This window comes from Psychroserpens jangbogonensis (genome assembly GCF_000797465.1).
GTDB lineage: Bacteria > Bacteroidota > Bacteroidia > Flavobacteriales > Flavobacteriaceae > Psychroserpens > Psychroserpens jangbogonensis.
The window spans coordinates 590,414-606,363 of sequence record NZ_JSWG01000009.1; the positions used below are offsets into that span (position 1 = coordinate 590,414).

Sequence of the window (15,950 nt, forward strand, 5' to 3'; positions counted from 1 at the left end):
TAATGAAAGTATTTACGTTCATATTAAGTTTTCTTTTTGGGTTCAACCTTATGGCACAGGTCACAATTGTGGTCGATGAATTGCCTGATGAAACGCCAAAAGATGCTTCTATCTATATTTCTGGTAGTTTTGAAGATTGGACTGGAGGACAAGATCAATACAAACTCGAACAAAAGGATGGGACATACCAAATTACCTTTCCAATATCTGAAAACTTGCTGTTTAAATTCACTCAAGGAACATGGCAATCTGCAGAGTGTAATAATAATGGAGAAGCTATTGATAATCGTAATTATGTATTTGACAAAGCAAACGACACCTTACATGTGAAAATAGCTGGTTGGTCAAATTCTTTTGATATTGAAAAAGCATCTACAGCATCTAATAATGTGTCCTTCATTTCCGAAAATTTTGAAATGCCAGAGCTAAATCGAAACCGTCGTATTTGGTTGTATTTGCCACCAGATTATCACTCGTCTAACAAATCTTATCCAGTAGTTTATATGCATGATGGTCAAAATCTGTTTGACAATAAGACTTCGTATTCGGGTGAGTGGAGAGCTGATGAAACGATGAATAGATTGTTTAGAGATAAAAATCTAAAGCTAATTATTGTTGGTATCGATAATGGAGGCGACAAACGATTAGATGAATATTCACCATGGATTAACGATAAATATGGCGGAGGTGAAGGAAAAGCATATGTTGAGTTTATTACTAATACACTAAAACCGTACATAGACCATAATTATAATACCTTAACAGATAAAGCTAATACAGCCATTGTTGGTAGCTCGATGGGAGGATTAATATCGCATTATGCAGCATTAGAATACCCAAATGTCTTCGGGAAAGGTGCTGTGTTCTCACCATCATTTTGGTTCGCTCCAGATGAGGTCTTTAAATTTTCTAAAGACAATGCTAAGAATAGTGATTCAAAATTGTATTTCCTTGCTGGTGGACAAGAAGGTATTAATGCTGGTTTTGAAGAAATAAACAACACAGAAAACGATTTGAATTTAATGGTGAGTTTGCTGAAAAGTGAAGGGTTTACTGCTAAAAATATTCAGTCTAAAGTAGTACCAGAAGGTGAACATAACGAAAAGTTTTGGAAAGAAGAGTTTGAAGAAGCCATACTATGGTTGTTTCCAGATGCTGTAAATAAACGTCAGTTCGTTTCTGCAAAACAAAATAATGCGCAATTAGAAGTTCAAGTTTCCGACGGAAGCTATACCATACAATTTTATTCGAAAGACATTGTCGAGACAACATTTATTCCTACTGGTGAAACTGTTTTAAATACATCACATGCAGTGATTTTGAGCCCTTCCAAAATAGAAACAAGTTTTAAAGACAATACTGAGGGACTTCATTTTTCTTCCGAAGGGATTTCAGTAAGTGTCCAGAAGCAACCCTTTAAAATTTCTTACGAATACAATGGGAAACCAATCATTTCAGAAAGAAATGGCTATCAAAAAAATGATGAATTTGAAACCATTCAATTTAACCTAACGAAAGACGAAACCTTATATGGAGGAGGAGCAAGAGCTCTAGGAATGAACCGTCGTGGAAACCGTTTGAGGTTGTACAATAGAGCTCATTATGGTTACGAAACCGAGTCAAAGCTTATGAATTTCACAATGCCCATTGTAATGTCATCAAACAAATACATGTTGCATTTTGATAATGCACCAATCGGTTTTTTAGACTTAGATAGTAGAGGAGATAATACGGTCACTTACGAAACCATTTCGGGTCGTAAAACATATCAAATTATTGTTGGAGATACATGGTATGATATCATTGATAATTATACCGATTTAACAGGGAAACAATCTATGCTTCCACGTTGGGCTATGGGTAATTTTTCAAGCCGATTTGGTTATCATTCACAAGAAGAAGTCGAAATGACCATTGCTAAGTTTAAAGAAGAAGAAATTCCTGTTGATGCCATTATATTAGATTTATACTGGTTTGGTAAAGAACTCAAAGGAACCATGGGAAATCTAGAAGTTTTTAGAGATTCCTTTCCAGATTTTGAAGGTATGGTAAAACGGTTAAATGATAAAGGTGTGAAAACAATTACTATTACCGAACCTTTCATTTTAACCACGTCCAAAAAATGGGATGAAGCAGTTGAGAAAGATGTATTAGCAAAAGATTCTATTGGCAATCCTGCTAGGTATGATTTTTACTTTGGTAATACTGGAATTGTAGACATTTACAAACCAGAAGCAGAACAATGGTTTTGGAACATTTATAAGGATTTAGCCAATATGGGAGTTGCCGGAATTTGGGGAGACTTAGGTGAACCAGAAGTGCATCCAAATTGGGTACAACACCATACAGGAAGTGCCGATGAGGTTCATAATATTTATGGACATGATTGGGCAAGACTTATTCATGAAGGTTATAAACGAGATTTCCCAGACATAAGACCATTTATTTTAATGCGAGCGGGTTATTCAGGTTCTCAGCGGTATGGCATGGTTCCATGGTCTGGTGACGTAAACCGAACTTGGGGAGGATTGCAATCACAACCCGAAATTGCACTTCAAATGGGAATGCAAGGTTTAGGATATATGCATAGTGATTTAGGCGGTTTTGCAGGAGCAAATCTTGATGATGAATTATACGTTAGATGGTTGCAATACGGCGTTTTTCAACCTATTTTTAGACCTCATGCACAAGAAGAAGTTGCTAGTGAACCTGTGTTTAGAAGTGATAAGGCAAAAGGCTTAGCAAAACAAGCAATTGAATTACGTTATAAATTATTGCCTTATAATTATAATTTAGTCTATGAGAATAACCGATTTGGTAAACCTTTAATGCGACCTCTATTCTTCGAGGATCCAAATAATGAAGATTTATTCAATTACTCAAAAACCTATTTATGGGGAAATAATATTCTGGTGTCACCTGTTTTAGAAGCTGGGAAAACTGAACAAGAAATGTATTTTCCAAAGGATAATGTTTGGTTTGATTTTTATACAGGACAAAAGATTACTGGTGGTCAAACTAAGACCGTTCAATTAAATGAAAGCTCAATTCCAACTTATGTGAGAGCTGGTTCTTTTATCCCGATGGCTAAACCCATGCAATCAACTTCAGAATATACAGATGACGATTTAGAGGTTCACTATTATTTTGATAAATCAGCTCCCGATAATGAAGAAGAATTCTATACAGATGAAGGAAATGTAACTGACGCCATACAAAAACAGGCCTACGAAATTTTAGAATTTGAATCCATACTAAAAGGAATAAATCTTCAATTTGAATTCGAATTTGAACATGAGTTTAAGCAAAGAATTGGTGATATAATTACTATAGTTTCTGGTGAGAAATCGATTGATTTGGTGGTTCACAATATTCAAAAAGAACCGAAATACATAAAAGTAAACGGAAAGCGAGTCACTACGAATTGGGATTCTAAATCAAAAAAGGCTGTAGTGTCTTTTGTTGTAAAACCATCTAAAAAAACAAAAATTAAAATAAAACTAAAAAGATAAAATAGAATGAAAAACTATGCATTAATAGCCTGTGTTTTGTTTGCATTTATTGCTTGTAAAACAGAAAAAAAAGAAGAAGCCGAAGTCGCTATAAAGGACACAAAAGTAATATTAGATCCAATTTCCTCTTCAGATTTGGAAACTGCTGTGATTTATGAAGCTAACATTCGCCAATATTCACCAGAAGGGACATTTAAAGAATTCATAAAAGATATTCCTCAATTAAAAGAACTAGGCGTTAAGGTGATATGGTTAATGCCAGTATTTCCAATTTCTAAAACAAAACGAAAAGCTACAGGAGGATCAGACAGCAAATTTGCATCAGAATTCCCAGAAGAAGAACAAGGGAAATATCTAGGTAGTTATTATGCTGTTACAGATTTCACTGAGATTAATCCAGAATTTGGTACAAAGGAAGATTTTAGAGAATTAATAGAAATGGCTCATAAAAATAGTATTTATGTCATTTTAGATTGGGTACCGAATCACACAGGTTGGGATCACGAATGGTTAAAAACAAACCCAGATTATTATACGCAAAATGAAAAGGGAGAGGTTGTTCATCCAGAAGGTACAGATTGGACAGATGTTGCTGATTTAAATTATGAGAATCAGGACATGCGCAAAGCAATGATTGATGATATGACATATTGGATTACTGAAGAAGGAGTCGACGGATTTAGATGCGATGTTGCAGGATCAGTACCAACAGATTTTTGGCAACAAGCCGTTCCTGAACTAAGAGGAAATAAAGACATCTTTATGCTGGCTGAAGCCTGGGAGCCAGAGTTGTTAGATGATAATTTATTTGACATGGCTTACGCATGGGATGGTCATCATTTATTGAATGGTTTAGCAAAAGGAGAGAAGACTTTGGCTGATTATGAAGCTTACATTCAAAAAATGAATAAAGATTATGCTTCTGACGATATCTTAATGAATTTTGTGACGAATCACGATGAAAATTCATGGAATGGATCTCTAAAAGAGCGAATGGGAGACGCTTCAGAATTAATGACGGCTTTAAGTTTTATGCTAAAAGGAATGCCGCTAATCTATTCTGGTCAAGAATACGATTTAAACCATAGATTAAAGTTTTTTGAGAAAGATTCATTCCCTAAAACAAAAGGAGATAGTTGGAAATTACTTCAAAAACTAGGGCAACTTAAAAACTTAAATTCAGCACTAAATGGTGGGAAAAACGCAGCTGCTTATGAGCGATTAGATTCTGAAAATAATATTTTAATGTTTGAACGTTCAAAGAATGGTGAAGCCATTTTGTTTGTTGGAAATTTTTCTGATGAAGGAAATAAAATATCTATTCCAGAAGGCAATTATTTGGATTATATGGTAAATAAAAAAATAGAGTTGAAAGGAGATGCTTTTGAAATTGGTCCTTGGGAGTATAAAATTTTAGTAAAATAACGTATGCAGAAGTTTCTAATTGTATTAATAATTGTTTTCACTGCTTTTTCCTGTAAAGAAAAGCATGCTGAAATTGTTGAACCTACAGAAAATGATATGCCTTTTGTTTGGGAAGGTGCTAATCTGTATTTCTTGTTAACAGATCGTTTCAATAATGGAGATACATCTAACGATGTTAATTTTGATAGAACAAAAAAGGCTGGAAAGTTAAGAGGTTTTAAAGGTGGCGATCTCAAAGGAATTACTCAAAAAGTGAAGGAAGGCTATTTTTCAGATTTAGGAATCAATGCTATTTGGATGACTCCTATTGTTGAACAAATTCATGGAGGAACTGATGAAGGTACAGGAGTGTCTTATGGCTTTCATGGGTATTGGACAAAAGATTGGACGAAAATTGATCCTAATTTTGGAACAAAAGAAGATTTACATGAGTTAGTGAAAGAAGCTCATGCAAAAGGTATTCGTATCGTTTTGGATGCAGTAATTAATCATATAGGACCAGTTACGGAAAAAGATCCAGTTTGGCCAGATGAATGGGTAAGAACTGATAAACAATGTACATATGATAATTATGAAAACACTGTCACTTGTACATTAGTCGCTAACCTTCCAGATATTAGAACAGAAAGTAACGAAAACGTAGAGTTACCTCCTCAACTTGTTGATAAATGGAAAGCGGAAGGACGTTATGAACAAGAAGTTGCCGAATTAGACGCATTTTTTGAACGTACAGACTATCCAAGAGCGCCACGCTTTTATATTATGAAATGGCTTACAGATTATATTACCGAATTTGGTATCGATGGCTACAGAGCAGATACTGTAAAACATATTGAAGAATATGTTTGGCAAGAATTTAAAACAGAGTGTGATTATGCATTTGATGAGTTTAAGAAGAATAATTCAGATAAAATTTTGGATAACAACAATTTTTATATTGTTGGTGAAGTCTATAATTATGGTGTGAGTACAGGTCAGATATTCGATTTTGGAGATAAAAAAGTGAATTATTTTGATCCTGAAGGTTTCCATAGCTTAATTAATTTTGAGTTTAAATGGAATTCTAAAGAGTTAGATTATGAGCCATTATTTAGTAAATATTATAATGTCTTGAATGGGGAATTAAAAGAATTTGGAACACTCAATTATTTAAGTTCACACGATGATGGAAGTCCGTTTGATGCCAATAGAGAAAAACCAATTGAAACTGCTAATAAACTATTATTATCTCCTGGTACATCACAAGTATATTATGGTGATGAATCTGCGAGATTACTCGTGGTTAATGGAGCAAATGGTGATGCCAATTTACGTTCGTTTATGAATTGGGATGCAATTGAGAATAAAGCTGAGACTAAACAAGTTTTAACTCATTGGCAAAAATTAGGCAAATTTAGAGCGAGTCATCCTTCCATTGGAGCAGGATTGCACCAAATGATTACACAACAACCTTATGTGTTTTATAGAAGTTTCACTAAAGATAATTATGAGGATTTAGTTGTCGTTGGTTTGAGCTTACAAAAAGGTAAAAAGACCTTAGATGTTTCAAAAGTTTTTGAAGATGGAACAATGCTTTATGATGCATATTCAAATCAAGATATTAAGGTAATTAAAGGAAAAGCTATGTTAGATTCACAATTCGACATAGTCTTACTAGAAAAAAAATAAAGTTAAACAATGAAAGCTATATTGATAGTCATATTTGCCCTTTTAATAGTGTCTTGCAACTCTTCCGAAGTAAAATCATTGGAGCTTAGTTCGCCAAACAATGCTATTAAAGTTGGTTTTAATCTTTCACAAAGTGGTAAGCCATATTATATGGTTACTAAAGAGGATAAGGTGATTATTGACACATCATATTTAGGATTTGAATTTAAAAATGCACCTGCATTTGATAAAAACTTCATTATTAAAAACTCTGAAATAAGAACCTTCAATGAAACTTGGCACTTGCCTTGGGGAGAACAATTAGATGTTATTAATAACTATAAAGAACTGAAAGTAGAACTTCAAGAAAAAGTATCTCCTGAACGATTTTTAAATATCGTTTTTAGAATTTATGATGATGGTGTTGGATTTAGATATGAATTTCCAGAACAAAGTAGATTAAAAGAAGTAGAGATTATTGAAGAGCAAACACAATTCAATTTAACTCAAGATTATAAAACATTTTGGATTCCAGGAGATTGGGATATTTATGAGCATTTATATACGACCTCAAGACTTTCGGAAATTGATGCTTTAAAATATGTTGGTCATGTCAATTTAGCTCAAACCTATATCCCTGAAAATGCTGTAAATACACCTGTAACCATGGTTGGAGACGATGGTCTGCATTTAAGTTTTCATGAAGCTGCATTAGTTGATTATTCTGGTATGACTTTGAAAGTAGATACCGAAAATCTAAATCTTAAAAGTCATCTTGTTGGTTCAGAAAATACAGATTATAAAGTCAAAAGAAGCCTGCCATTCAATACACCATGGAGAACAATCCAAATTACTGATAACGCTCCAGATTTAATAAATTCCAATCTCATTTTAAACCTCAATGAGCCTAATAAAATAGGAGATGTCTCTTGGTTTAAACCTATGAAGTATACTGGAGTTTGGTGGGAAATGCATTTAGGGAAATCATCTTGGGATTATGGAATGGAAATGGTGGGCGGTCATTGGACAGATACCGGAAAGGCGCATGGTAGACATGGAGCAACAACCGAAAATGTAAAACGTTTTATTGATTTTTCAGCCAAAAATAATATTGGTGGCGTTTTAGTTGAAGGTTGGAATACGGGTTGGGAACATTGGATTGGTTTTGAGGACAGAGAAGGTGTTTTTGATTTTGTAACAACGTATCCAGATTATGATATAGCTGAAGTGGTTCGTTATGGAAAAGAAAAAGGGGTAGACATAATCATGCATCATGAAACATCATCTGCAACAGATACTTATGAAATACAACAAGATGCTGCTTATGCATTAATGCAGAAATATAATATGCATGCAGTAAAATCTGGTTACGTTGGAAAGATATTGCCAAAAGGGGAATATCATCATGGGCAACATATGGTTAATAAATATAATAATGCAGCAATTAAAGCCGCTAAGTATAAAGTTGCTGTTAATGCACACGAACCTATAAAACCTACAGGATTACGAAGAACTTATCCGAATATAATTTCTAGAGAAGGTCTTCGTGGACAAGAATTTAATGCTTGGGCTGAAGATGGTGGGAACCCTCCAGAGCATTTACCAATTGTTGCATTTACTAGAATGTTAGCTGGACCTATAGACTACACACCAGGAATATTCAATATTAAATTTGATGAATTCAAAAAAAACAATCAAGTTAATACTACATTGGCTCAGCAACTTGCATTGTATGTTGTAATTTATAGTCCGATACAAATGGCAGCAGATTTAGTAGAACATTATGAAGCGAATCCTGAACCATTTCAATTTATAAAAGATGTTGGTGTAGATTGGGAAACGACTAAAGTTTTAAATGGTGAAGTGGGAGGCTATGTTACAATAGCTAGAAAAGAGCGTGAAACTGGTAATTGGTTTTTAGGTAGTATTACTGATGAAAATGGAAGAACATTTGATGTGAATTTTGATTTTTTAGATGATAACCAAGAATACATCGCTACGGTTTATAAAGACGGAAAAGAAGCACATTGGGACAAAAACCCTTTAGATATAAAAATTGAAATTTTAACTGTTAGTAACCGCTCCAAATTAACCTTAGAGCTTGCTGAAGGTGGTGGTGTCGCGATTAGTATAATTAAAAAGGATTGATTATGAAGAGATTTTTAATAGTAATAATTCTATTGAGCAGTTTATGCTCATTTGCTCAGGTAGGTATTGGAACGACAACACCACTTAGTACCTTGGATGTTAATGGTAATTTGTCTGTTAAACATGTTGTCCTAGTTGGTGGTGCTACTCCAACTCTTATTGACGATGGTGTATACATTTCTGTGAGTCCAGCGGCAAATGACCAAGATTTTCAATTGCCAAGTGCTAGTGCATTTCCGGGAAGAGTATACATCATAAGAAATGTTCAAGATACAATTAATGCAGACATTGTTTTGTCTCCTGCAGATGTACTTGCTGGAGTATTGTTTTTTGCAGGTGATAGTAGTACTGGATTTCCTGGCCCAGTAAATATGGATTCTGGTCTTGGTGGAGGTCATCGTAATAAAACACTAATTTTTATTAGTGATGGTTCTAATTGGACCTATGGTATCTTAGGATTTTAAACCACAAAAATTTATAAAGTTAAAAAACTGTTTTCTTGTAACATTTTCACCGTAAGAATGTCTAAATAATAGCGACCAAACTATTAATTTGTAACTTTGTATGTTCCAAAATGTTATTATGAAAGATATCAATGACAATCTAGAGTCACCTTTTAAGCTCTTAGTAAGTTTTAATAAACTATTGAAGCATTATGAGGCTTTGGCTGAAAATGACGACGAGTTTATTGCTGCTAAAGCAAGACGAGTTTTAAAGACTGCAGATGCTTTTCCAGTATTACGAGAAGGCTTTAGTGACATTTCTGTTCTGAAAGAACGCGAAAAAGAAATTGGAATTATTCTTCAAGATTCTTTTAGTCCTGTATTGTCTAAAAATGAAATTAAAACAGCATCTGTTCCTTTTCACAATCTTATTTTTAATTCTTCAGATCGTTTCAAAAGTATTATTCAAGAAGCTGGAGATGATTTTGAACTGAAAATTAAGAATATGCCAGAAGATGATAAGTACATTATTGCTTGTACTATTGTTCTAGCATTTTGTTATGGATTCGATATGAATTTCAAACGTCCTTTTTATTATGAAATTCCAGATGCAAAAGGAATTATGCAATTCTATAAAATCTTGTATAATGCCGATTTCACTGAAATTGTACCTACTGAAAATGCACCAAAAATCACTCAAAGTGATTTCGATGAACTTCTAGATAATTTTGAAAATATCGAATTATGGAAAGAGAAGTTCCCTAAAGATAGCTATACGTTTAAGGGGTTTGTGATTTCTAATATTTTTAATGTTACTGACGATCAGTCTATTTCAAATATTAAAACGGCTTTAATAGGTGAAGAGAAAAGACAGGATAAAGGGTTTATGGATGATTTTCATGAAATCTTTCGTTCTCTTTTAGGCTTAAAAAATATTAAAGTAGGGTTTTCAATTTACAATGAAGGAGAGGATAGATTCGAACGTGTTTATGGAGCTGAAATGAATAGCTTTTTGCTACATGATTTAGAATCTAACTCATGTTCAGGAACCTTATGTAGTATGTCATATAAAACCTTGCTCAAAGACAAGAGTTTCTATAGCATATCAGATGTCGACAAATATTATGAATTGTCTAAAGGTAAGGCACCTCAATATAAAACACTAAAAGAACAAAATATAAAAAGTGCGATTTTAGCGCCTATTGCTAATGAAAAAGGATTAATGGGAATTCTTGAAATTGTTTCAGAAGAACCAAAAGTCCTTAATAGCATTAATGCGAATAAGCTAAATGATGTGATGCCGTTTATTGTATCTGCTGTTGAGCGTTCTAAGAAAGAGGAAGAAAACTTAATTGAAGCCATTATTCAAACCGAATGTACTTCTATACACCCAAGTGTGCATTGGAAGTTTGAAAAAGAAGCGAAAAACTTTATTAAAGACCAGCTTAATGGTAAAGAACCAAGTTTTAATAAAATTGCCTTCGAAAATATTTATCCTTTATATGGTCAAATAGATATTAAAGGGTCTTCAGAAGCTAGAAATTCTGCAACCAGAGAAGATTTAACGATTCAGTTAAATTCTATAAAATCTATTGTGGAAAGTGCATTTCAAATAGAAAATTTGCCAATTTATGAGCAGTTCCTATATCAGATAAACAATTATTTAGAAGGATTAGAAGCCCATTTTCAGGTGGATAGTGAACAACAAATATCAGCATTTATAAAACATGATATTGACCCTGTTTTACAACATCTACAATCTATAGATTCTTTAAAAGGTCAATTAGATTCTTATTTTAATAGTATCGATGATAAAGTTGAGGTGCTATACCACCATAGAAGAAACTACGATGATACTATTGCGTTAATTAATAAAGAAATGGCTGCGCTTTTAGATAAAAAGCAAGTAGAAGCTCAAGCAATGTATCCTCATTATTTTGAACGCTTTAAAACTGATGGAGTTGAACATAACATGTACATTGGTGAGTCCATAACCAAAGATGATAGTTTCAATCCTATTTATTTATATAACTTAAGATTGTGGCAATTACAAGTAATGGTTGAAATGGAAAACACATTTTATTTAATGCAATCTGACTTTCCAGTAAAACTAGATGTTGCCTCAATGATTTTGGTGTTTAATCAACCACTATCAATAAGTTTTAGAATGGACGAAAAACAATTTGATGTTGATGGGACTTATAATGCCAGGTACGAAATTGTTAAAAAGCGAGTTGATAAAGCTTACATAAAAGGGACTACTGAAAGAGTTACTCAAAAAGGTAAAATAAGCATCGTATATTCTCAAAAACAAGATGAAATTGAATATATGAGATATATCAAATTCTTGCAATCTAAGAAATATTTAGATGATGATATGGAAATCGTTGAGTTACAAGATTTACAGGCTGTTACTGGATTGAAAGCGATAAGAGTAAGCGTGTTGTATCATAAAGAAAACAACGATAAAGAGTTTTACACGTACGATGATTTAATGAAAGAGATTAATATATAGAACTTATATTAAAACAAAACATTTGTTCCAGCAATTTGAAATGCTACAGCAAAGCAAATAACACTTACAATAATACCTACCATAAATACAGTATAGGTCGTACGAAGTAAGCCATATTTTCTGTTTAAAACTAATCCAAGAAAGTATAAATCTTTAGTAAGTGAGCTGTAAAGATAATCTCTGTCTTGCATCATTTTTGTCATTGCCCATTCAAATTCATCGAGTTTCATTTGGTGAAAATTTCCGAAGAATAAAAGATTTACTTTTTTATTGGCAACATCTTTTTTAGTGAATTTACCCTGAGTTACATTTGGTCGTGTAGCTAAAACGGATAATACAATTGAAGCAACTGTAAACAGTGCAAAAACAGCAGTTGGCCATACTAAATAGTAATTTGAAGGATTATCTAGTTTTGAGACTAAATTTGAAAGTACTAAAGAGATAATAATAGCATTGACAGATAATAAAATGTTAGCTTTTGTATCTGCAATATCACTCAGGGTAATATGGTTACGAAGTGCAACTCTAAACATGGTTTCAATACCTCGTTCAGGTAGATCTAATTTGTGTTTCTTAAATTTTAACTCATCCTTTTTTTGCTTTAACTTCTCTGTACTTTCTTTAATTTTATTTTGATCTAATAAAAGATTCGCTAAGTTTTTGCCTTTACGGTTTTCCCATTTTCCAGAAGCTAATGCCGAATAAAAAGTGTGGTTAGTTAAAAACGCAATATTTTCATTTAACCACTCAGATTTAGAAAGTTTTTTTTCTAATGTCAATTCCCATTCTTTTCGCAACAGTGAAGAATAATTTTCATAATTTTTACTAGAAACATGAGCGCAATCGGCATCTTTAATAAGTCCTTCTAAATTGTTTTTGGGTACATGTTTCATTTGAGTAGCCAAAATGATTTCTGAAACACTTTTTATAACCTCATCAGGAACGTTTTCCGATTTTAAAAAAGCTGTTGCAATTTTCACACTTTCTTTTTCATGACCATCAATGGTTTTTGTAAATCCAGTATCATGAAACCATGCTGCTAGTAATAATTGCTCCTTCTCGTTATCACTTAATTCTACCTCTTCAAGCAGTTCAGTTGCTTTGGCAACTACTCTTTGAGTATGAGCAATATTATGGTATACAAAAGTCGTGTCAAGATTTTCATTTAGATAATTTGTGACAAATTGCTCAGCTTTAGAAATAAGAGGACTCATAATAATGATTTTCAGTAAAAATACTAAACTTTAGTTAATGTAAAACATGCACTTTTATTTGTCGTAAATTTATAGAATGCTTTCATGGATATTGAACGGAATACAATTGTAAGTAATTAAACTCTATTTCGACTATTATTAAGTTGAAAGCATACTAATATTAACTAAAAAAAGAAAGGACCCATTTTATGCTTACTTGGAAAGAAGTGATCAACTTTTCCGTAAAAGGAAATCCTACTCCAGACAATCGAGTAGAAAAATCAGAAGCCGAATGGCAAGCTCAATTAACTCCAGAGCAATTTAGGATTACAAGACAAAAAGGGACAGAACGTGCACATAGTGGCGCTTTATGTAGCATTTATGATGAAGGGCAATACAACTGTATTTGTTGTAACACTCCTTTATTCGATTCTACTATTAAGTTTAGTTCTGGTTCTGGTTGGCCTAGTTTTACGCAGCCTATTAAAGAAAATGCAATTAAATACGAAAAGGATAATGCTTTTGGTATCATTCGCGTTGAAGTTATGTGTAATACTTGTGATGCGCACTTAGGACATGTTTTTCCTGATGGCCCAGAACCAAGTGGTTTGCGTTACTGTATCAATTCAGAATCTATGAAGCTCGAAAAGGAGGTGACTAATGACAACTAAAAATTTAAAAGTTGCCACTTTTGGTGGTGGTTGTTTTTGGTGTACAGAAGCCGTGTTTCAAGAGGTAAAAGGCGTTGAAAAGGTAGTTTCTGGATATTCTGGTGGAATTGTTCCTGGATCTCCGACATATCGTGAGATTTGTTCCGGATTAACAGGACATGCCGAAGTTATTCAAGTGACTTTTGATCCTGATATTATTTCATTTGAAGATGTAGTAGTCATTTTTATGACAACTCATGATCCGACAACCTTGAATCGCCAAGGTGCAGATCGTGGAACGCAATATCGATCAGTGATTTTTTATAATGATGAGGTTCAAAAGGAAATTTCAGAAGTAGTAGTTAAGGAACTACAACCATATTATGAAAATCCTATTGTTACTGAAATTTCACCTTTAGATATCTTTTATGAAGCTACAAAAGAGCATCAAGATTATTATAAAAATAATCAAAACAATGGCTACTGTAGTTTCGTGATTAATCCTAAATTAACAAAGCTTAGAAAGCTTCATGCTGATAAACTTAAGTAATTTTCTGAAACTTAAAGAGTCAAGAGATGACAAGAGCAATTAAACTTTATGGCGCCGAAAGGTGCCATAAAACTCAATACTATAAGAGGTTTTTTGAGCAAAGAAACCTTAATTATAAATTTCTTGATGTTGAAGAAAACTCAGATTCTGCTAATGAATTACGTAACTTATACAGCAATAGGAAACTGAACTTTCCGACCATCACCATAAACACTAAGAAATTAAGAAATCCATCTGAAAAAGAGCTTTTAAAATGGCTAGATAAATAAGAATGAAACTAAATTTAAAACAAACATTCACTGAAGAATTACCAGCAGATTCTGTTTTAGAGAATTCGAGAAGACAAGTAAAAGAAGCTTGTTTTTCGTTCGTAAACCCTAAGCAAACAAAGAATCCGGAAACACTGCATGTTTCAAAAGAAATGGCTACAGCTTTAGGTATTTCAGAAAGTGATTTATCTAGTGAATTATTTACTAAAGTATTCACTGGAAACGAACTTTTACCTAAGACTAGACCATATGCTATGTGTTATGGCGGACACCAATTTGGAAATTGGGCAGGACAATTAGGAGATGGAAGAGCTATTAATCTGTTCGATGTTGAGAATAATAATAAGCAATGGACAGTACAACTTAAAGGCGCAGGAGAAACGCCTTATTCAAGAAGTGCCGATGGTTTGGCTGTTCTTCGTTCGTCTATTCGAGAGTATTTGTGTAGTGAAGCCATGTTTCATTTAAATGTGCCAACAACTAGAGCATTGTCTTTAGCGATTTCAGGTGATGAGGTTTTAAGAGATATGCTTTACGATGGAAATTCTGCCAACGAAAAAGGAGCGATAGTTTCTCGTGTTTCACCATCGTTTTTGCGTTTTGGTAGTTACGAGATTTTTGCCGCTAGACAAGATCATAAGACATTAAAAACCTTAGTTGATTTTACCATAAAACATCATTTTTCACATTTAGGAGCACCTTCAAAAGAAAACTATATTAAGTTTTTTGCTGAAGTTTCAGAACGCACATTAGAAATGATTATTCATTGGCAACGTGTTGGTTTTGTACATGGCGTAATGAATACAGATAATATGTCTATCCTAGGTTTGACCATAGATTATGGACCTTACGGTTGGCTAGAAGGTTTCGATTTTGGATGGACGCCAAATACAACTGATATCCAACACAAGAGATACAGATATGGTAATCAACCAAATATCGGACTTTGGAACTTATACCAACTTGCTAATGCTTTATATCCATTAATTGAAGAAACGGAACCTTTAGAAACTATTTTGGATCGTTATAAAACTGATTTTGAATTGAAATCTTTGGAGATGATGAAATCAAAATTAGGTTTAGAAACTATTGATGATAAAGATCATTTGCTAATTGAGGCTTTAGAAAATGCTTTAATTCTAACCGAAACAGATATGACAATCTTCTTCAGGAATTTAAGTAATCATAAAAAGGGTGGCGCAAAACAAGGTGTAAATACTGTTAAAGATGCGTTTTACACACCGAATGAGGTTTCTGATAAGATTGCTCAACAATGGCAAGACTGGTTTGAACGCTATGATTTTAGACTAGAAAAAGAATCATTATCAGATAAAGACCGACAATCAAAAATGAAAACTGTAAACCCTAAATATGTCCTTCGGAATTATATGGCGCAATTAGCGATTGATGATGCTAATAAAGGAGATTATAAACTAATCGATGAGTTATATCAATTACTTAAGCAGCCTTATGAAGAACAACTAAATATGGAAAAATGGTTTGCTAAACGTCCTGATTGGGCAAGACATAAAGTGGGTTGTTCAATGTTGTCATGCAGTTCATAATAACAATTAAGGTTTTTAATAAAGAACCGACCA

The 15,950-nt window shown here is 33.3% G+C and carries 11 protein-coding genes; 10 read left to right on the forward strand and 1 reads right to left on the reverse strand.

Annotation, left to right across the window (positions count from 1 at the left end; all coding sequences use genetic code 11):
* The first annotated feature begins 2 nt into the window (after positions 1–2).
* The 6 genes from RH81_RS09720 to RH81_RS09745 all read left to right on the forward strand — a co-directional run bounded on the left by RH81_RS09720 (position 3) and on the right by RH81_RS09745 (position 11,690).
* Complete coding sequence (locus tag RH81_RS09720; RefSeq protein WP_081988267.1) at positions 3–3,512, forward strand: TIM-barrel domain-containing protein; 3,510 nt, start codon at positions 3–5, stop codon at positions 3,510–3,512.
* A 6-nt stretch (positions 3,513–3,518) separates the two neighbouring features.
* Positions 3,519–4,937: an alpha-amylase family glycosyl hydrolase gene (locus tag RH81_RS09725; protein ID WP_033959990.1), complete on the forward strand. Its 1,419-nt coding sequence runs from the start codon at positions 3,519–3,521 to the stop codon at positions 4,935–4,937.
* Positions 4,938–4,940: 3 nt separating this feature from the next.
* Positions 4,941–6,605, forward strand: a complete 1,665-nt coding sequence (locus RH81_RS09730; RefSeq protein WP_033959991.1) for an alpha-amylase family glycosyl hydrolase — start codon at positions 4,941–4,943, stop codon at positions 6,603–6,605.
* A gap of 9 nt (positions 6,606–6,614) precedes the next feature.
* Entirely contained in the window at positions 6,615–8,732 is a 2,118-nt protein-coding gene (locus RH81_RS09735) for a glycoside hydrolase family 97 protein (RefSeq protein WP_033959992.1), read from the forward strand.
* A 2-nt stretch (positions 8,733–8,734) separates the two neighbouring features.
* The gene (locus RH81_RS09740) at positions 8,735–9,196 is read left to right on the forward strand and encodes a hypothetical protein (RefSeq protein ID WP_033959993.1); all 462 of its coding nucleotides are present in this window, start codon (positions 8,735–8,737) and stop codon (positions 9,194–9,196) included.
* A gap of 118 nt (positions 9,197–9,314) precedes the next feature.
* Positions 9,315–11,690 (forward strand): hypothetical protein, encoded by a 2,376-nt coding sequence (locus RH81_RS09745; RefSeq protein ID WP_033959994.1) that lies wholly within the window; start codon positions 9,315–9,317, stop codon positions 11,688–11,690.
* A gap of 8 nt (positions 11,691–11,698) precedes the next feature.
* Here RH81_RS09745 and RH81_RS09750 read toward each other — a convergent pair whose 3' ends face one another.
* Entirely contained in the window at positions 11,699–12,904 is a 1,206-nt protein-coding gene (locus RH81_RS09750) for a Pycsar system effector family protein (protein WP_033959995.1), read from the reverse strand.
* Between the two features lie 188 nt (positions 12,905–13,092).
* Here RH81_RS09750 and msrB point away from each other — a divergent pair, with 188 nt between their 5' ends.
* From msrB to RH81_RS09770, 4 genes are read left to right on the forward strand one after another with little or no spacing between them, the layout of a single operon-like run.
* On the forward strand, positions 13,093–13,554 hold the full coding sequence (msrB, locus tag RH81_RS09755; protein WP_033959996.1) for a peptide-methionine (R)-S-oxide reductase MsrB: 462 nt from the start codon (positions 13,093–13,095) through the stop codon (positions 13,552–13,554).
* Complete coding sequence (msrA, locus tag RH81_RS09760; protein WP_033959998.1) at positions 13,544–14,083, forward strand: peptide-methionine (S)-S-oxide reductase MsrA; 540 nt, start codon at positions 13,544–13,546, stop codon at positions 14,081–14,083. Before msrB ends, msrA begins: the two co-directional genes overlap by 11 nt.
* Before the next feature lie 26 nt (positions 14,084–14,109).
* Positions 14,110–14,352 (forward strand): glutaredoxin family protein, encoded by a 243-nt coding sequence (locus tag RH81_RS09765; protein WP_033959999.1) that lies wholly within the window; start codon positions 14,110–14,112, stop codon positions 14,350–14,352.
* 2 nt (positions 14,353–14,354) lie between these two features.
* Positions 14,355–15,917: a protein adenylyltransferase SelO gene (locus tag RH81_RS09770; protein WP_033960000.1), complete on the forward strand. Its 1,563-nt coding sequence runs from the start codon at positions 14,355–14,357 to the stop codon at positions 15,915–15,917.
* The last annotated feature ends 33 nt before the right edge of the window (positions 15,918–15,950 follow it).